Raw genomic sequence first — 18639 nt, forward strand, 5'->3', positions numbered from 1 at the left:
GGACCCTCATCGAGGACGGGCCCCCACGCTATACAGACGAACTCCCGCCGTCCGCAGGCACGCGCCCCTCGCACTCCGGACGGCGCCCGCTGATCGAGCCCTGATCCCCGTCGAAGCCGTCTTCGTAGACGTCGCTGGTCGCCACGGTTCGCGGGGCACTCAGGCGCCCCGAACCCGTCGAGGGGCGAAAAATGCCGTCGGTCGCACGACTTCAGCCTCCAAACGAACGGCTTCGCACGCCAGCATCACTCGTCTCCTATGGTTGTTTGCTGGCGTGTTCACGAGCGCGCGCGAATACAGTGGGTATGTCGTCACGCCGCCAGACGAGAAGCGCGACTCCGAGTACGAGATAGAGCCCGCTGAATAGCATGAGTCCGTCGAAGGTCTGAAAGAACGGGAGGAACTGGAGCGCGAACAGCCCGAGCAGGGCGACGGCCTCCCGAATGCTGATCTCGAAGTTGACGAGGAGTGTCACGGCGAAGAAACTCTGCGCCGCCGTCAGCCAGATCTCACCCGCCTGTTTCTGGCTGAACTGGAGAACGCCGTACTGGCCGAGTGAGAGACTGTAGACGACGACGAGCGTCCCGATGAGGAGCGTCCACTGGTTCAGCTTCGAGGAGATGAGGGCGTTGAACGCCGACGTCGTTCGGAGTTTCCGCACCAGATATGCGGTGGCGATGAACTCCGGACTCTCGCTGGCGAACGGTGCGACCCACTGAATCATGAAGAACGACGACAGCCCGAGTCGTGGACCGAGCGTCTCCAATCCGTTCGCGAACGGCTTGACCGCGTAGAGAATGACGAACAGGGAGTAGGTGAACATCACCAACACGGCTCCGATTCGACGGCGTCGCGATTGCGTCTGGAGATACCCCGGGACACCGAGCTGCGGTTCGTGTGTCGTCTCACCCCGAAGGATGACGACGATGTACGCGGCGTACAGTCCGACCAAGATAATCGCATCGAGCGCATCGATGCCGCCCAAGAAGGGGATGAACAGCGCGTACACGGTCGCCGCAGTGAGGAACAGGATCTCGACGCTGATACGCGGTTCGAGTTGAACGGAATCGGCGAGAAAGCCGTCGCGTCGAGCCACCGCCTCGTCGTTCGTCGTCCGGGCGCAATAGATAGCGTAGAGTGCGATGATCGACCAGCCGAGGCCGACGAGAATCCGGTTCGCGCCGGTCATGTTCGCAACGGCGAGATTGGCCGCCTCGACGCCCCGCGGCAGCCCAGCAAAGGCCCCCGCCTCCCACGCGTAGAGCGCGTCGACGGCGTACTCGGGCGCGACCGCGATGATGGCCAGAACTGCCAGCGCGAACGACCGTGGAACGTCTACTTCAGCAGTTTCCGCGGCCCACGTCAACACGAACGCCGCCCCGATAACGGCAACACCACTCACCAGAATGACAGCAGAAACAGGGAGCCTCGGGACGACTCCCAGTCCCCGAAGCAGCAACCACGGAATCGTGAGGGCGATGACGGCCGCGAACGCCACGAGCGGATGCCGTAGTCGGCGTGTCATATTCGGCCCCAATACGACAGAGTAAGTTATCCGTTCGGGCTACACTAGATGTAGTCAGGTGACAGTCGACGCCGTCGCTCCCGATGTCGCATCGTCGCCAGCGTCACCCCGCTCGGCATCGCGTTCTTCCGAGGGTACTGGGCTGACAGCCGCGTGACGAGCCGTCGGCTCCGCGTCGACAGTACCGCCCCTTACAAGGCCCGCACCCGCTATGAGCGTGTATGGTCGATCTGCTCTCCGTCGGTGGGTTGCTTCTCGCTCTCTTCCTCGTTATCATGAACGGGGTCTTCGTCGCCGCTGAGTTCGCATTCGTGAAACTCCGCCCGACGCGGGTGAACTCACTCGTCGAGCAAGGGAAGCCCGGCGCAGGGCTGGTACAGGACGCCATCGAAAGCCTGGATGGATACCTCGCCGTCAGTCAACTCGGGATCACGCTCTCCTCACTCGGCCTCGGGTGGATCGGCGAACCGGCCGTGGCCGCACTCATCGAACCGATTCTCGGTGAACTGCTGCCTGCGGGAACGATTCATCTCGTCGCGTTCGCGCTGGGATTCGGCCTCATCACGTTCCTCCACGTCGTCTTCGGTGAGCTCGCGCCGAAGACGTTCGCCATCCAGGAGGCCGAACGAGTGGCGTTGCTCGTTGCTCCGCTCATGAAGTTCTTCTATTACCTCTTCATGCCGGGTATCATCGTCTTCAACGGCACTGCCAACTACTTCACGAGCTTGTTCGGGGTCTCCCCAGCGTCGGAGGGTGAAGAGACACACTCCGAGGAAGAGATTCTCATGATCCTCAGCCGCTCCGAGGAGACCGGAGAGATCGATCTCGACGAGGTCGAGATGATCGAGAGCGTCTTCGAACTCGGCGATACGATCGCCCGCGAAATCATGGTTCCCCGTCCCGACGTGGAGACCGTCTCCGCGACGATGACCCTCTCGGAGCTCCGGTCTGTTGCTGCCAGCGGAACCTACACGCGATATATCGTGCTCGACGAAGACGGGGAGCAACCGGTCGGATTCGTCCACGCGAAGGACGTTCTGAAGGCGAGTGAAACCGAGACTGATCGCGACGGCTCGATCACCGCAGGTGACCTCGCACGAGACATCCTTGTCGTCCCGGAAACGCGCCGGATCGACGCGATTCTCGCCGAGTTCCAGACCCACGGTGGCGGTCAGATCGCGGTCGTCATCGATGAATGGGGTGTCTTCGAGGGGATCGTCACGATCGAGGACATTCTCGAAGAGATCGTCGGCGATATTCGAGACGAGTTCGACACGGCACCGCAAGGCCCCACCGTCGAGGAACGAGACGACGGGACGTACGTCGTCGACGGCGGCGTCCCAGTTCGAGAGGTGAACGAGCGGCTCGGTGTCGAGTTCGAGGTCGAAGACGTCGAGACAATCGGTGGGTTCGTCTTCAGTCGACTCGGGCGAGAACCCGAGGTCGCTGACGAGATCACGCAGAGTGGATACGTCCTTCGCGTCGACGCCATCGACAACACGCGAATCGAGCGACTCGTGATCCAGCCCGCAGAACGGTCTCAGCAGAGCTCTGCTGAGGAATAAGTACACCCCCACACTCGCCGGCACCACCGACGCACCAGACAACAGAGCTGGCCTCTGATGGAGCTCCCCCGTGGCACTCAGTGGGCATCCGCGAGTGGGGGCCGTCGGTCTCGGAATCGGTCTTGGCGTCGCCCGCTTGGACGCCTGCCTTCGCTTCCGGCAGCGCCGCAGTCTCGTCGCCGACTTCGTTCCAACGCCTATCCGCCGTAACAGCGGTTAGATAGGTGTGCATACGTACACGCTACCGCTTGCGCTCGGTGGCTTCGGGTCCCGGGCTGACAGCCGCCTCGGTCGGCTCGTTGCGCTGATTTGGGCGGGGCATATCGGAGGGGACCGGTTCTTCGGAGACGGCTTCAAGTTCGAATCCGGGTTCACGGAGACACATCCAGCCACCCAACCGACGCCAGTCGACGCGTTCACCGAGTCCGACCGGTGACGGCGCGACGCCGCTACACAGAGGAGAGGGGGCGACGAGCGGAGTCACTGTCGCCGGTGTGGTCGGAGGCGAACGGATTCGGGACAACCCTCTCGTTGGCTGCCACGGAACGCCGAGGTGATGTCGAACGAGTACGACGACCTGCCGCTGGTTTACTCCTGTTCAGGGTGTTCGAGCGCGGCCCAGATGGCCAACGACCTCGCGATCAGACTCGACCGGGAGCGCCACGCGGAGATGTCCTGTATCGCCGGCGTCGGCGGTGGCGTCGGGCCGCTGGTCGACACGGCCACGTCGGGCCGACCGATGCTCGTCATCGACGGCTGCCCGCTCGAATGTGCCCGAAAGAGCCTCGAAAACCACGACGTGACGCCGGACCGCCACGTCAACCTCGCCAAGCAGGGAGTCCCGAAGGAGTATCACACCGACTACGACGACGATCAGGCCGAGGAGCTGTTCGAGGACCTCCGAACCGAACTCGAAGAACTCGAAGCGACCGCGACGACGAGCACCTGATCATGTCACCCCGCGTTCAGCAGGGGCGCTAAAGCGCGACAGCGATCACGCGGTTCAGCACACCCGCTCGTTCAGTGAAGTCGTGTGGTTCAGTTCGACACGATGGGGTCTCGTGGCCAGTACTGGCTGCTCCGCTCCGACGTGCGGTGGCTGCAAACTATTATGCGGTGGGTCTCTCAACCATACAGTCACGCCACACATGACAGATCACAAGGAGTACGCTGGTCACTCGATTTGGATGACAACCCTCGTCGAAGCTGCCGGATCGAGGCTTCCCTTCAGCACACCGCTCTCTGCACTCCTGACCATCGGCCTCATTCCCTATCTCCTGATGGCTCTGTTCTTTATTTTGGCAAATGGGTCACACAGCCTCCAGGTACTCGTGATGCAAACGCTCGTCGCGACGATCGCGGCCATTGGGCCAGTTCTCATCTGGCACTACGACGAGCACATATTTCCGACGTTCATTACCGAAGTCGAAGACGTTGTCGTGGACAACGACGCGCTCATCACGACCACCAACGAGTACGAGCGGTTCTTCGCGACCCGCTCCGGGTATCTGATCGTCCCCTGGCTACTCCTCATCGAGAGTGTCGTGATCGCGAATATCGACTTCTTCCAGTCCATCGGCGTGAGCGGGCTTCTGGATCCGGCGTTGCTCATCTACTTGATTTTCGCGGCGTGGTGGTCGGTCATCACCGGAATCGGCCTCCACGGTGCGCTGACGACGATCCTCTGTGTCCGCGCTGTGGGGGACCTCAAGCTGACGATCGATCCGCTCCATCACGACGGCCTCGGCGGGCTGAGTACGATCGGGTACTTCTCCATCCGCGCGACGCTCTTGGTCTCGATCGGCTCACTCGCACTGCCGTTCGCATTCGCGCTCGCGGCTCGCGGCGGCTACCAATTGCTCGTCTACGTCGCGGTCGTCGCCTACATCGGGGTGATCGTGCTCTTGTTCGTCTATCCGACGCTCTACGTGAACCGGCGGGCGCAGGAGGTCCGCGACCGGATCCTGCAGGAGAAGCGGGAGAAAATCCAGACACTCAGAAACCAGTCCGCCGTGGACTCTGCGGGTGGCGAGTTATCCGAGCTCGAGACGCAGCTCAAAATCCGGACACTCCGTGACGATTTCCACGAGTACCAGTCGGTGAACCTCTACCCCCTCTCCATCTCCATTCTCACCCGGCTGGCGTCCTCCGTGCTCCTCCCGATCGCGTTCACTCTGCTCGACACCTACGTCTTGACCAAGTAGCCATCGGGCAGTCGACCGAATGTGCCGGGCCAACGTCGGCTTTTTCGCGACGTCCGTGGCTTTCGAGGGGCAGGGCGTCGATTCGGGCGTTCGCGACGGCGTCGCAACCAAGAGGTGAGCGTTCGAGATGCGTTCATAATCGGCCGCCGTCTATCGGTTTCGTCTCGGATGAGGGATGTATCTCTCGGCGTCGAGTCGTCGAACGCCGCAGAGAAACCGGGAACCGGCGTCGAAGCTCCGATCCGGTTTTTCGGTGACGCCGCGTATCGGGTTCATACTGAGCGACACATGGGCCACACAGGACTCCTTGCGGGGATTCGGGCCGATTATGAAGATCTCCGTGGTTCGGGCCACCGTCGAGTGTACGAACCGCGCTGGACGGCTCCCGGAGGAGTGCGCGGGATGGGGAGCGGACGGGGCGCCTGGACAGCGCGCTCAGCGACAGTAGCGGGTGAGCGACGTGTGTTCGGGGAGGAGACACTCGGGGATCACGTCGCCCTGAAACGAGGTAGAAAGTACGCCCTATCTCGGGGGAAACGCGATACCGAAAAGAGAAGCGGGTTACGGTGGCCGTGCCAGTCGGTGACCTACAACTTCGGTCGTAAAGCTCCAGCCAGGGCGCCTCCAGTCGCCACAAGCTCAGGATTGACAATCCCCCGAGCTAGAGCGGTATCTGTGGCCCAACAGAACCCATTCACGAACCCCGCAATCAGGTACGCGATCGGTCTGAGTGGCGCACTCGTGATCGCGTTCGTCGCGTATAGCTTTCTCGACGGCACGACACAACTCATCGCCTACGCCATTGCGGTGCTGGACTTGCTCGTCACGCCGCAGATTTTGAAGCAGGTATCCGCCTGAGGCCGTACATCACGGTCGAGTGGCTCGTCGCCGGCGGAGGTGCGTGCACGACCCGCGAGATGCACGAAAGAGGCCTCGCCAACCTCGAGCAGTACAGGTCGACTGGATGCCCCCCGAAAGTAGGGGGCCAACAACCATTACTGCTGTTTCTGTCGCCTCGGGTTCTTCGGGGGGCTGTGCCGGACTGCCGGCGAGCACGACGACGTTTCGCTGTTCACGCCCGCAGATATCGTCGGTCGGTGATCCCAGTCGTCGCCATTGGTCCCCGTCAGTCACCCACTTTTAGGGAGTCGTTCCGACGCTCACCAACCGCAACGGCACCCTCTACAGCAGCAATCACACAGACGAGAATCCCGATGGCAGCCCCGTTGACCAACGTTCACGACGTCGTCGGTGAGGTTCGCGGTGAACTCGACGTACCATCCGGTATCTGAACCCACGTGATCTGGTTCACTGGTGAGAAATAATCTGCCAGTAGTGTTTCTGGAGGTCTCTCAGTATCGTAGCACCAGGACGGAACTAGCGCCCAACAAGGGGAAGCGCGATAATCAGACACGTTCACCGCCCCTGTGTTCGTCGACCGACGGCTCGTCGCGGCGTCAGGCAGGTAACGTCGCGCTTCGCAGCGTTGCGACCACTCTGTGGGAGGGACGAAAGTGGGCGACGAGAAGCGCCGAGACGAACTACCGGGAATCCTCCAGGAGTGCATGACTCGCGAGCGCGTCCGGAAGAGCCCCCGCGTGGGTGGCGTGTGGTGGCGCTGCGGGAGAAGCGATCGGGGCGGGGGTCGATGGCGGTGGGTCGCGGCGTCGAGGGCGGCGTCTGCGGGGGGCTGGCGGGGTTAGTGGTCGCGTCTCTCGGATGGCTGTCTGGTTCCACGACGTGCCGGAATCGGGTGACTGCGCCACCGCATGGGCGCGAGTCAACTCGTGATGTCTCTGCGCGCGGAGTGGTTGACGGTCGGAGTGGCGGTGTCGCGATCACGCCGCTCGGGCGCTCTCCGTGGGACGAGGTGCGGATGTGGCGGCTGGGGGCGGGGACGGCCGCGTCGACGTGGACGGGAGCGGTCGCGTCGCGAGGGGGCCACATGGGGTGTACTTCTCCGGGGCGGCCGGCGGGTCATGGAGGCACGGAATAGGGACGAGACGGTTCATAGACGCCGCGCACGGCACGGTGCTCGGTCTCGCGTGGGATGCCGGGCGGGACACTGTTTCGTGTCGCGTGGCGTTGGCGGGACGTCCGCGACGACGCCGCGCTGCTGTCTCCCGTACGTCGGAGTGTGGATGCGCGCGGCATCAGTCGTAGGTCGGGGGTGGGGCTCCGCGTCAGTCGTCGGTGAAGAGGCGTCGTTGGAGGGCGTTCGCGGTGTAGACGGCGGTGAGGCCGGGGGTGTCGTAGCGGTAGTCGTCGATGGGTGTGTTCTCGCTGTAGACGTGGGTGATGCGGGGGTCGCCCTCGGTGGGGTCGTGGAGGGCGTCGAGGACGCGGACGGCGGACGGTTGGGAGACGACGACCCAGATGGACTCGTTGGGGTGGCAGGCAGCCATCTTGTCGTAGTCCTCGAGGACGGCGGTGGCGACGTCGTGATTGATGCGTTCGGCTTCGACGGTGAGGACGATTTCGCCAGTAGCGTCGAGGCCGGCGAGGTCGAGGCGGTGGCCGTCGGCGAGCTCGTAGTAGGGTTCGACGCGGACGACGGTGGAGTCAGGGTTTTCGAGATAGTCGCGTTCGAGGTAGTCGCGGGCGAGGTCGACGAGCATGACGTGGACGGTGGTTTCGCCGAGGTCGCCCTGGCCGTCGCCGTGGACGATGCCGGTCCGGTTGTGTTCGCCGATGGCGTCCCGGCCTGCGGGGGTGAGACTGTAGAGCTGGTGGGGGTAGCGGCCGTGGTCGGTGAGGAGGCCGGCGTCGACGAGTTCGTCGACGCCCGCGACGTCGATATCGGTGTATTCGCGGAGGCGGACCATGCTGTCGCGCCGAACGTCGTACTCGAGGGGGTGGAGGCGACGCGATTGGGCGTTCCAGACGACTTGGAGGAAGCGTAACTGGGGGAGCGTCCACTCGCTCGCGGCGATTTCTTCGGGGGTGAGTTTGAGGTGGCACTCGCAGACGGGGATGTCGTCTCGGTCGACGGCGTCGAGTGACCCGCAGCACGCGATGGCGTCCTGGACGCCCGGGAGACGCGGGTTGTGCGTGGTGTGACAGCGCAGACAGCGGATGGCGTGGCGGTCGGCGTCGTACTCGATGCCGGCGGGGAAGCGGGTGGTGTAGGGGAGGAGGCTGTCGGTCCGGGGAAGTGTCGCGGGGTCGGTCTCGGACGCCGCGATCGTGGTGGGGTCGGCGTCGCTCGCCGGCTCGGCTGTCGTGCTGGGGGTGGCGTAGTGGGCGTCGAAGCGCTGGCCGAGCGCGGTTTCGGTCCGGGCGTCGAGGCGTGCGCGTGCGGCCCGATAGGCGGTCTCCTGGCTGGCGGTGAGGGGGCGCGCGCTCTCGGGATGCCCGGGAGGGAGTGGGGCGGAGCGGACGACGAACGGCCGGGGTTCGGTTCGGTCGAAGCCGGCGGGGAGACTGCAGAGCCATTCGCCGCGCCGGAGCGCACGCAGGCGATTCGCGACGTCCCCGGGGTCTTCCTCGCTGGTGGCGAGGCGAGCGGCGAGGTCCCGATCGAGGCCGACGTTCCCGACGACGAGCGTGGAGACGTCGTTCAGGAGTTCGCGATAGAGGTCGGGGTCCGCGCTCCGGAGTTGGCTCGGGTACTGGGTGGCGAGCGTCACCGAGACGTCGAACGCGCGGCCTTCGCGGAGGACGCTCGCGAGCGTCGTCGACCCCGCGATCGACGCCGCCTCCTCCACGTAGAGATTCACGAGGGGGAGCGGCTCGCTCTCACCTCGTTCGATGGCGCGCTGTGTCCGGCGCTTCAGCGCGCTCCAGAGGAGGCTGAGGAGGACGAGGCTGAGCCCGCGCTTGGTCTCCTCGCGCAGCCCCCCGAGGTCGAAGATGATCGTGGCCTGGGTGTCGAGATAGTCGTCGAAGCGGAAGACCGGATCGTCCGCCTCGGGCGTGTGGTTGAACACTTGGGCGAGTCGCGGATTCGCGCTGAGGTGTTCGAGACGGGTGGCGGCGCCGCCCATCACCTGGTCGAAGGTCTGGTGGTGGGTCGCGGTGAGTTCTTCGAGCGCGCGCTCGACGTCCGGGTCGACCGTCGGCGGTGGGGTGGCGCGGTCGTGCAGTCGATGCAGGAGGTCCTGGAGGTCGCGCAGGGCGTAGGCGTCCTGTCCGTGCACGGGGTCGAACGCGGCGCGCAGGCCGTAGCGGATGACGGTGGGCGAGCGGATGGCGGCGTCGAACTGCTCGGCGCCGACGAGTTGGCGGAGGACGTCCATCGTGTGGTCGATGCGGTCGGTGACGGCGTCCGCGCGCTCGCGGCCCGCCTCGAGGTCCGGGCGGACGTCGAGGATGCTGAGCGCCGGGAGGAGGGTGCGACAATCGAAGTAGTGGACGTCTGCGAGGGAGCCATGCTGGGCGTAGTGGGCGCGGAGGTACTCCTGGGCCATCCCGTCGCCCTTCGGTTCGATGATGACGTTCGCGCCCCGTGTCGCCGCCCGGTTCGCGAGCGCGCCCGTGGTGAGCGCGGTCGTCTTCCCCGCGCCCGACTTTCCGATCCAGACGCAGTGCAGCCGCTGCAGACGTGGTGGGAGACTAACGATGTCGGCCTCGGGGTGGCCGTCCGCGTCGAGCGCTCGGCCGAGCGTGAGCCCGGGCTCGCGATAAGCCTCGAGTTGCTGGCTGGGTGGCCGGGGGAGTTTGCGGCGCTCCCCGGGCGTGGGGTTGAGGGCGCGCCCACCGCTCGTGGTGAGGCTCGGGCCGTCGAGCACGAGGAGGCCCGCGAGCTCGCGACGATCGAGGACGACACACTGTGGGTGGCGGCTGAAGTGAGCGCGGAGACACCCGGTGAGAGGTCGTCGAGTGGTGCGTTCGACGATCGCGTCGCGGAGGCGGACGGCGCGCTCGGCGGTGTGCTCACGGCCGACGATCCGGTGGGGGCCGCGGCGCAGGCAGCCGAAGACGCCCGTCGCCTCCCTGGCGGCCGCCTCGGCGTCCGGGCCGCTATAGAGGAGGGATGCCGTGACGTCGAACGAAACGCGCGTGTCGCGTTCCTCGAGGCCGCTGAGACGCTCCTCTGCAGCCAGTGAGCGGCTGGGTGGCGCCGTGGGGTCGCGCGGCCAGACCGCGTCGAGTACCTGCTCGACGAGGGTGTCCCGGCCGGCCTCGAGCGCGGCGGCGCGTGTCTCGGCGTCCCGCGTCCACTCGGGGCGCGCGCGAACGAGCGCCTGGAAGACCCCGGGCGTCCCCGGTGTGAGGAGTGCCTCGACGACGCCCGCGAGCGGGATCGGGTCCGCGTCGTGCGCGCGGAACGACGCGAACGGCCGCACTGGGAGCTGCCAGTCGCGCGCTCGCTCACCGCGACTCCGGTACGTGACGCCCGCGAGCGCCGCGCTCGCGTCCGCACGCAGCCACCCCGTAGGCTGCCGGACGCGCTTGATCTCGTAGCTCGCCGGGAAGAGCCCGCGGAGTGCGCGCTCGAGCCCGCGATCGAGGGCGGACTCCGTGACGCCGAACGCGTACGTCAGGTCGCCCTCGGCGTCCACCGCCACCACGACCTCCAGCGCAGGCCGGGGCGTGCGCCACCCCGTCTCGACCGCGAGGAGGTCGTAGAGCGCGTTCGCCTGCCCGGTCGCCGCCTCGGGCGTGACGACGTCCGCACTCGGCCGGACCTCGTAATAGACGCGCGACGCCTCGACGGGCACCGGCAGATCGGGAGTGGACGCCATCGGAATACTGCCACGGTAGCAGGCGCGGAAGACGGATAAACGTAGCGCGCGGCCCCACGCCGACTAGTAGTGCGTCCCACCTCCCCCGAGGGCGGCGTGTTCAGCCAATCGAGGCGAACAGACGACGCCGCGCGGGGTCGCCTAGCGGCATCCGTGACGCCGACGAGCACGACGGGTCACTCGTCCTCGGCACCGACACGGGGTACGGGTTCTCGAAATAATCAGTCGATTCGTGGAGTGGCGAGCGTCCGGATTCGGGAAGGGGGCAGTCGGGGAGTGGCGGCCGGTGTGCGGTGCTGTGGGTACTCGAGCGAGATGCGTGCGACCGGGCGTGCGTGTGGTGTGACGACGGATCTGGCGCCTTGGCGGGTGGACCGTGAGCGGGTATCGCGTGCAGTGTGTCTCGTGACTCGGAGCGCGCGGCGTCGCGTTCGACGCGACGGCGCCGTGGTGGACGCGCCACCGAGAAACAGCGGACGAAGGAGAGGGCGGGCGCGTCGAGTCGAGCGAGTCCGTGTTCGCACCGCGCCTCATCGTCGAACCGATCAGTGGGTGGGCGGAACGCACCCCCCAGGTGAGTGCTCAGTCGTCGCTGCTCGCACGACGCTCGCGGTCGTGGAGGTAGAGGTCGTTGATGAACGCGCGGACCTGTCGGTCCTTGAACTGGACGCGGCGGACGTTAAGGAGCACGGCAAGTGAGAAGAGGATGAGTGCGAACGCGACGAGATATACGCCATCGATCGCGGTGGTCGTCCCGGGAGCGAAGAACAGGAGTGCCAGTGGGAGCGCGAAAATGAGTGGGGAGAGAACGATGTACGCCAAGAGATGGGACCCGTGAGGATGTGAGGTGTCGGCATCATCGTCGTTGTCCGAGACCGTGTCACCGCGAACGGTGAGCAGCGTGAACGCGCCCCCAACCACGAGCATACCGGCCAGCGTGAGGACCGCGGTGAGAAACACGGGGGGCCTGATCGTGAACGCGTTGAGATGAGAGAGTGCGAGTGCGCCACCGACGATGAAGCCGACGAGACTCGTGTAGATGGTGGCGAGCCAGAGGTTCCGATAGAATGTCTCGAGAATGTTGTAGCGCTGGTAGAGCGTCGATTCGCCGAAAAGTTCGCTGAAACCGAAGCGCTGCATCTGGCCGATCGACTGCCGTGACCACACGATCTCTGTCGCCGAGAAGGGCGGCGTATTGTGCTGGGAAGGGAGCGGGAGTCCAGGCCGTGCGTCGTTGTCAGCGCGACCGGTGAGCGTTTCCATGAGTTCAGCGTCAACCCAGTCGTTGAACGTCGTCGCAGGGATGTCTGGGCCGTGTGCCTCGGTAGAGGTGAGGCGTCCGACGACGGTTGGCTTATCCGTGACTGCTATATCGGATTCCGTGAGGCCGTTCTCATTGCGGGCGTTCTCAAGCGCGAAGGCAAGATTGTCGAAAGTCAAACGGCGGAGTTTCGAAACCTCATCCTGACCGGCGATCGCGTGGATGAGGCGGCCGAGCGGATATCCCGCGACGGCGAGTCCGCCCGCGATGATCGTGAGTGGGATGGCCGGTACGATAGCACTGTGATAGCCGACGAACCAGAAGAGAGCCCCCAGATAGCCGAGCGCGACGGCGCCCGGGATGTAGTCCGCGAGGAAGTCGTAGAGGGTGAGTTGCCGGGCTGGCATTCGTGCCATACTCCAGAGAGCGGTGTGTTAAATCTTGCAGACGATCGGCTGGATAAACGCGACCCCCGCGGGAGGCGTGTGAACATCAGGGAGACGACCGAGTGCGGCGAGACGGTCGCTCCACGGCCGCTGAGGCAAGACGGAGACGATGTTCGACGCCGCGTGCCCGGTCTATGGCGAGCCCCGGCTCACCGACAGCGCCGCGAACGACGCCGAGTGACGCGAGCAGTGGACGACCAGATGTCGAGGCCAGTGCAAGAGGAATAACCAGGACCGAGACGCCCTTCGATCAGTGCCTCGTCTATACTGATCGCTCGGCGTCGCGGCTCGACCGACACACACCGTGTACCGAGTGAAAGACGTTTTCTTTCAGTTGGTCGATACCTGTAACGACCGTTCAGTAGGTGGGCGTCGCGAACAGCGCGAGCGTCGAGTGAGGTGCTGATACGTCGACGGCCCCTGGATGGCTCGCGCACGCTCGACGGACATCTCGCTCCCGCCACGGGCGTTCGCGAGAGGGGTCCCCGACCGCGCTCAGGCCTGCGGCCGCGAGCCATCCAGCCCCCGTCACTCCCACCCCATCCTCGGACGGGCGCGACTGCCGTGGCCGGACGAGGAGTCGCCGGGCTGCTCGCGGGCCCACTCGCCCATGGGGGTGCTCGCCCTGTCGGGACGCCAGCATCACGTGCAGTGTCGGTCCTCGCGGACGCGACACTGGCGTGAAGCTGGCCGCACCCCCAGTGGGCGGCCCGCGCGCCCCCCTCCTCGAAATGGCCGTGGGCCATGCCGTTGGCGCGCCGCTCGCGCCCCACCAAGGGCGCTCACGGAGGCGCGAGCGGCGCGCGAAGAACGGATGCAGTCAGTCCGGTCGGTCGGTGTGTCGAAGAAACCCGCGATGTAAGGGTCGCGGGCGTCGGACGCCGTGAAAGCGCCTCTGGGTTAGGTACCCATGTCTAGTACGAACGCAATCGTAGATGAAGGTAGCGTCAGTGAACAGCGGACGGAGCGGTGGAGTGACTTCGAGGTCGTGGATGAGGAAGCCGAACGGGAGCGGAATCTGCGGCCGACGGTCTCGATGGAGATCGTCGCGCGGATCGACGTCGAGGCAGACCCCTACCGGGGGTTGACCCTCGCGGAGGAGGAGCGCGTGCGGGCGCGTGAGTGGGAACTCGAGCGGACGCGGTCGCGCTACGACCGGCGGCAGGACTCCGGGCGGGAGGTGCGGACGCGCGACTACGTGGCGGCGCGGACGCCGAGTCGGACGTGGCAGGCGTGGACGAGCGATCCCCGGGAGGAACTCTCGCGGGACGACCTCGCGGTTGTGAACCAGCAGGCGCAGCGGTTGGCGGGGCGGACGCGCGGGTATTCGCGGGCGGCAATCTCGCGGATGCTCGGCGAGCGCGTGCGACGTGGCCAGGACGTCGTCGACGCCGTCATCGAGGTGAGCGAGGCCCTCACGTACGGGGCGGGACAGATCGTGCCTATCGGGGCCTTAGAGCGCTTCGAGGCCGACGACGAGGTGAGCGTGGAAGGCGTGGTCGTGCGGTTGTTCGAGCCGCGCCATCCCGCGATTGCGCAGGTCGGCCTCCTCGAAGACGAGACGGGGACGACGAAGCTGACCGTGTGGGAGCGCTCGAACCAACCGGTCGTCCGGCTGGGCGAGCGCGTGCGGGTGCGCGGTGGCGCACTCGGCTTCTACCGCGAGCGCCCCTGCATCGCCGCGACCGGCTGGAGCGAACTCGTCTTCCCCGAGCGTGGACGGTGGTGGGAGCGCTAAGCTCCATCCTTTCTTTTTCGTGACCTCACCCTCCCCAACCGTCGTCCCCGCTCACTGCGTTCGCGTGGACGCCCCTCGCGCGTTCTCGACGCCAACCGGGCGTCGATTCATCGCGCGCCACCGCTCCGGTCGACGACAGTGTGTCGGTCTACGCGTGCGAGACGGCCAACGGGCTGGGCCGCATCAGCGGACCAACTACGCCGAGTACGCGTGGAACTCCTCGAGGACGTCTTCGGGAACGGGATTCGTGTAGCCGACCGATTCGTCAGTACAGAGGGCGTCGAAGTCGCGGTCAGTCGTGAGGAGGACGTCGGCGTCAGCGTCGCGTGCGAGGGCGACGTAGAAACAATCGTAGACGTCGTGATTCTTTGCGGCGCTAATCTCGTAGGCATCGCGGATGACGGCGTCGTCGACGTCGATAGCCTCGCTAGGGTAGTCGAGGAGGGACTGGACGGCGCGCCGGGCGTCGATGGTGTCGAACCCGATGTCTTCGAGAACCCACTGGACGCGAAGTGGGAGATAGCCGAAGAGGAGGAGGGTGTCCTCGCCACGGAGCGCGGGCACGAGATGCTCCGCGACGTACGGATGTCCCGGATGGTCGTCGACGAGTTGGATCGCGAGTGCGTTTACGTCGGGGAGGATGCGCATCTAGTGCCCCCCGAAGGTCGTTTCGCCGGCGTCACGGAATGCGTCCTCACCCCACTCCTCGCGTGAACGCCCCGACGTCAGCGTGTGGAGGTCAGGGAGCTGCCGGACGAGTCGGATGTCGCCCCCCTCGCGAATGACGGTGAACGTCGTCCCTCCCTCAAGATTGAGGGTATCTCGGAGGGCCTTCGGGATTGTGAGCCGTCCTCGGTCGTTGAGTTCGGCCTCACCGTACGTCTCTTCGCTACCGTCGTCCCCGGTCTCCGAGCTCATCGAATCACCACAGTAAATACTGATTGTCTGAATCACCATAGGTCTTGGTGATCGACTGCGTCCGATCTATCTATCGTCAGCCCTTCAGCTCGACCGATGGCCGACCACGACGTCGAGATCGATTCGGGCGTACTCCTTCAGCGTCCCGTGAGGCAGTGTTTCTCGGGCCCCTGACGGGTGGGGGCGCTCAAAAGTGCCTCCAGACTCATGTACTCGACCCACTCCCAGCCGACGATCGACGCGATACCGAACGGCCACTCCCTCGTCGTCGTGACCGAGCGGTCGCTCGCGAACGACGATGCACCGGAGCGCGTCTACTACCGGTGTCGATTCTGTGGCCAGGAACGCCCCGACGCCGAGCAGTTCGAGCGCTCGTGCGCGACGCCGTACTCGGACTCACCGTTTCGTGATGGCGAGTACGACCTCGACGACCCACGGACACGTCGCGCGCTCACCGAGGTGATGGAGACGCGCTTCCTTGAGGAGGGGGCGCGCTACGAAGTCGAAAGCGAGAGCGGGAACACCTACGAGATAGACGTCGCGGACCGCACCTGTACGTGTCCTGACTGGGCGACACGCAACGGCGAGCTCGGCGCACAGGGCTGCAAGCATCTGCGCCGCGTCGACCTCGAAATCCTCACCCGACGCCTCCCACGACCCGACGGACGCTTCGAACGATAGGCGCACGCTCGTGTAGTCCTTCGAGATAGCGCTAGTGGCGTCATCGTCACTCCCAGAATCGTTATCCGAACGGCCCCAGTAGCTGCTCTCGATGAGTCAGGCAACGTTCGAGGTCTACACCGACGCGAGCGACGAGTGGCGCTGGCACCTCATCCACGACAACGGGAACATCATCGCGGATTCCGGCGAGGGCTATGCGTCTCGGCAGAAGGCCGAGCAGGGCATCGAGAGTGTGAAGGAGAACGCACCTGATGCGGACATCGTCGAAGTAGAGGAGTAACACGTCCCTACGGAGGGGTGTCTCGGCCGTCTCGAGACGTTCCGTGGCCCGGACACGCGGAGCCTCACGAACGGGCGACCCAACGACGTTTTTCGCCCCCCTGAGGGGTGCGGGGGCGTAAGAAGGCGCGCTCGCGTGAGCAACTATGTCCCGACCAGAGACGACGGCAGTGTTCGCAGGAATCGACGGCCGAGCAGACGCAGTCCTCCCGGAGTGGTACGCGGCGCGGGTGGGCGACGCCGAGGTGGTGTCGTTCGCGGAAGCAGTACGCGCTCTCCCGCGAGCGGTCGCAAGCGAGGTCGCGTACAGAAACCCGTACACTGACGGGTGGGAGGAGACGGAGCGGTTCACGGCGCTCGTGGACCCGGAGCGGGCGGCCGCACGTGCTCAGGGCGCGGACTGTGACGCGCTCTTCTACGTCCCCACCGAGTCCTACGCGATCATCAACCCCCTCGACGTCTACGGGCCTCTGGAGGCGGCGGTCGAGGAGGAGACCGTGGATGGGCGCCCGCTCGGCGACGTGGTGTTCGGGGAGATCCGGCAGTATCGGGGTGGCGGCGAGGTGCACATGGACGTGCTCTTCGACGGCCTCTCTGTGACTTTCCCGGGCCGTGAGGACCCCATCGCGGTCGGCTTTTCGTCTGGGTACGACTTCTTCGGCGGGCACGCGGTCTACGTCGAGGGCTACGCACAGGACGCGTCCTGCGCGAACTCGATTCGGCGGCTCACCGAGCGCCAGACCGTCAAGCACGTCGGTGACGTCGCGGACTTCGAGACGTGGTGGGAGCGCCTGCTCGGACGCCTCGCCGTCGTCGCGGACGACCTCGCCGCATTCATCCACGACGCCCAAGACATCTCGCTCGACCTCCGGGAGGTGCCCTTCGACCTCGTCGAGTTCTACACCCTCCTCGAGTTCCCCGAGTATCTCTCCGAGCGTGCTGCGAGTGACGCCCGCGCCGAATCTCCTGACCCCTTCGAGGTGGACATGTGGACGCTGCACTCCGGAGCGACCTACGCGCTCACCCACCACTACACCGGGAAGGAGGGAGCCTCCCTCGACGCGTATGTCCGCATTGCGAACGACATCCTGTTCAACCCCCAGGGAACCCTCGAACGCCTCGTGCGTTCCTACCGACGACGCGCCGACGCCGCCACTCGAGATGGTCAGACCGGCCTCGCGAGTCAGAGCGCGCTCGCACAGCTCGAGCGCGTCGAACGCGACCTCGGCGCCAACATCGAACAGTTCCAGTCCCGGGAGGCGCGCCTCCGCGAGCGCTTCGCCGAAACCGCGTAAGCCATCACTCGTCGGTGGTCGCTCCCCTGTTTTCCGCCGATTTTCTCGCCCCCTGACGGGTGCGGGGCGCCTGAGTGCCCCGCTGACACCGATGGCAACGAGAGACATCTACGAAGGCGGTGAGGAGGATCGTGGAGCGATCACTGGGCGCTGCCCGGAGTGTGAGGGGCGAGTGCTCGCGGACGGTGGCGAACTCGCGTGTACGGCCTGCGGACTCGTCCTCGAGGAGGGGCGCTTCGACCACGGCGCCGAGCCGTGGTTCGACGCCGAAAGCGGTGACACGCGACGGACGGGCGCACCGGTGACGCCCGCGCGTCACGACCGCGGGCTCTCGACCGAAATCGGGTACGGCGGAGACGCACACGGGAACACGCTCTCCGGGCGGAAGCGTCGACAGCTCGGCCGACTGCGTCGCGAACACACCCGGGCGCGCTGGCGGACGAAAGCCGAGCGGAACCTCGCGCACGCCTGTGGTGAGATCGACCGCCTCGCGAGCGCGCTCGACCTCTCACGGGACGTCGTTGAGGAAGCCTGCGTACTCTATCGACGCGCCCAGCGCGCCGACCTGATCCGTGGGCGCTCCATCGAGGCGATGAGTGCCGGCGCCGTTTACGCGGCGTGTCGCTGTCGCGGGGACACGCGAACGCTCGAGGAGGTCGCTGGGGTCGCGCAATGCTCGCGCTCGGACGTGACGCTCGGCTATCGCGTCCTCAACCGGGAGCTCGGCCTCGACGCGCGCGTCGTGCAGGTAGGCGACCATCTTGCCCGCGTTGCCTCCCGGGTCGGTGTGAGTCGGCGTGTCCGTGAGCGCGCCGGCGGCTATCTCGACGTCGCGGAACAGGCGGGCGCGACGAACGGCCGGCATCCCGGTGGCGTCGCCGCCGCCTGCTGCTACCTCGCCAGCGAGGATGTCGGCGCGGGACTGACGCAGACGGCAGTCGCCGAGGCCGCAGGCGTCGCGACGGCGACCGTCCGCGCACGGATCGGGGAGCTACGGGAAGCGACGTCGTCAGTGACCCACGACTGAAGTCGTGGGCTTC

15 protein-coding genes are annotated in these 18639 nt (G+C 65.9%); 10 read left to right on the forward strand and 5 right to left on the reverse strand.

What is annotated here, in order from left to right; genetic code table 11:
• Positions 1–256 precede the first annotated feature (256 nt).
• On the reverse strand, positions 257–1525 hold the full coding sequence (locus EFA46_RS12545; RefSeq protein WP_123077965.1) for a sodium:calcium antiporter: 1269 nt from the start codon (positions 1523–1525) through the stop codon (positions 257–259).
• Between the two features lie 221 nt (positions 1526–1746).
• Between EFA46_RS12545 and EFA46_RS12550 the strand changes: the two genes are divergently transcribed.
• The 5 genes from EFA46_RS12550 to EFA46_RS12570 all read left to right on the forward strand — a co-directional run bounded on the left by EFA46_RS12550 (position 1747) and on the right by EFA46_RS12570 (position 6152).
• Positions 1747–3090, forward strand: coding sequence for a hemolysin family protein (locus EFA46_RS12550; protein WP_123077967.1), 1344 nt, complete (start codon positions 1747–1749; stop codon positions 3088–3090).
• Between the two features lie 226 nt (positions 3091–3316).
• Positions 3317–3526, forward strand: a complete 210-nt coding sequence (locus EFA46_RS12555; protein ID WP_255494106.1) for a DUF4260 family protein — start codon at positions 3317–3319, stop codon at positions 3524–3526.
• Between the two features lie 120 nt (positions 3527–3646).
• Positions 3647–4039 (forward strand): putative zinc-binding protein, encoded by a 393-nt coding sequence (locus tag EFA46_RS12560; RefSeq protein WP_123077971.1) that lies wholly within the window; start codon positions 3647–3649, stop codon positions 4037–4039.
• Between the two features lie 238 nt (positions 4040–4277).
• The gene (locus EFA46_RS12565; RefSeq protein WP_148040701.1) at positions 4278–5294 is read left to right on the forward strand and encodes a hypothetical protein; all 1017 of its coding nucleotides are present in this window, start codon (positions 4278–4280) and stop codon (positions 5292–5294) included.
• A gap of 675 nt (positions 5295–5969) precedes the next feature.
• On the forward strand, positions 5970–6152 hold the full coding sequence (locus EFA46_RS12570) for a hypothetical protein (protein WP_123077975.1): 183 nt from the start codon (positions 5970–5972) through the stop codon (positions 6150–6152).
• A 1325-nt stretch (positions 6153–7477) separates the two neighbouring features.
• On the opposite strand, the gene EFA46_RS12575 is transcribed toward EFA46_RS12570, so the two are convergent.
• Both EFA46_RS12575 and EFA46_RS12580 read right to left on the reverse strand, forming a co-directional pair.
• On the reverse strand, positions 7478–10981 hold the full coding sequence (locus EFA46_RS12575) for an ATP-binding protein (RefSeq protein ID WP_148040702.1): 3504 nt from the start codon (positions 10979–10981) through the stop codon (positions 7478–7480).
• A 582-nt stretch (positions 10982–11563) separates the two neighbouring features.
• Positions 11564–12649: a hypothetical protein gene (locus tag EFA46_RS12580; protein ID WP_123077979.1), complete on the reverse strand. Its 1086-nt coding sequence runs from the start codon at positions 12647–12649 to the stop codon at positions 11564–11566.
• 949 nt (positions 12650–13598) lie between these two features.
• Between EFA46_RS12580 and EFA46_RS12585 the strand changes: the two genes are divergently transcribed.
• A complete protein-coding gene (locus tag EFA46_RS12585; RefSeq protein ID WP_123077981.1) occupies positions 13599–14426 on the forward strand; it encodes a DNA-binding protein in 828 nt (275 codons plus the stop codon).
• 195 nt (positions 14427–14621) lie between these two features.
• Here EFA46_RS12585 and EFA46_RS12590 read toward each other — a convergent pair whose 3' ends face one another.
• A complete protein-coding gene (locus EFA46_RS12590) occupies positions 14622–15074 on the reverse strand; it encodes a PIN domain-containing protein (protein ID WP_123077983.1) in 453 nt (150 codons plus the stop codon).
• Positions 15075–15344, reverse strand: coding sequence for an AbrB/MazE/SpoVT family DNA-binding domain-containing protein (locus EFA46_RS12595; RefSeq protein WP_123078441.1), 270 nt, complete (start codon positions 15342–15344; stop codon positions 15075–15077). It abuts the gene before it with no gap.
• A gap of 207 nt (positions 15345–15551) precedes the next feature.
• Between EFA46_RS12595 and EFA46_RS12600 the strand changes: the two genes are divergently transcribed.
• From EFA46_RS12600 to EFA46_RS12615, 4 genes are all read left to right on the forward strand, one after another.
• The gene (locus EFA46_RS12600) at positions 15552–16025 is read left to right on the forward strand and encodes a hypothetical protein (protein ID WP_123077985.1); all 474 of its coding nucleotides are present in this window, start codon (positions 15552–15554) and stop codon (positions 16023–16025) included.
• 91 nt (positions 16026–16116) lie between these two features.
• On the forward strand, positions 16117–16305 hold the full coding sequence (locus EFA46_RS12605) for an HVO_2922 family protein (RefSeq protein ID WP_123077987.1): 189 nt from the start codon (positions 16117–16119) through the stop codon (positions 16303–16305).
• A gap of 145 nt (positions 16306–16450) precedes the next feature.
• Positions 16451–17599 carry a hypothetical protein gene (locus tag EFA46_RS12610; RefSeq protein ID WP_123077989.1) on the forward strand — a complete coding sequence of 383 codons (1149 nt, stop codon included), beginning with the start codon at positions 16451–16453 and terminating at the stop codon, positions 17597–17599.
• A gap of 91 nt (positions 17600–17690) precedes the next feature.
• On the forward strand, positions 17691–18626 hold the full coding sequence (locus EFA46_RS12615; protein ID WP_123077991.1) for a transcription initiation factor IIB family protein: 936 nt from the start codon (positions 17691–17693) through the stop codon (positions 18624–18626).
• Positions 18627–18639 lie beyond the last annotated feature (13 nt).

The organism is Halarchaeum sp. CBA1220, from assembly GCF_003721175.2.
Lineage (GTDB): Archaea > Halobacteriota > Halobacteria > Halobacteriales > Halobacteriaceae > Halarchaeum > Halarchaeum grantii.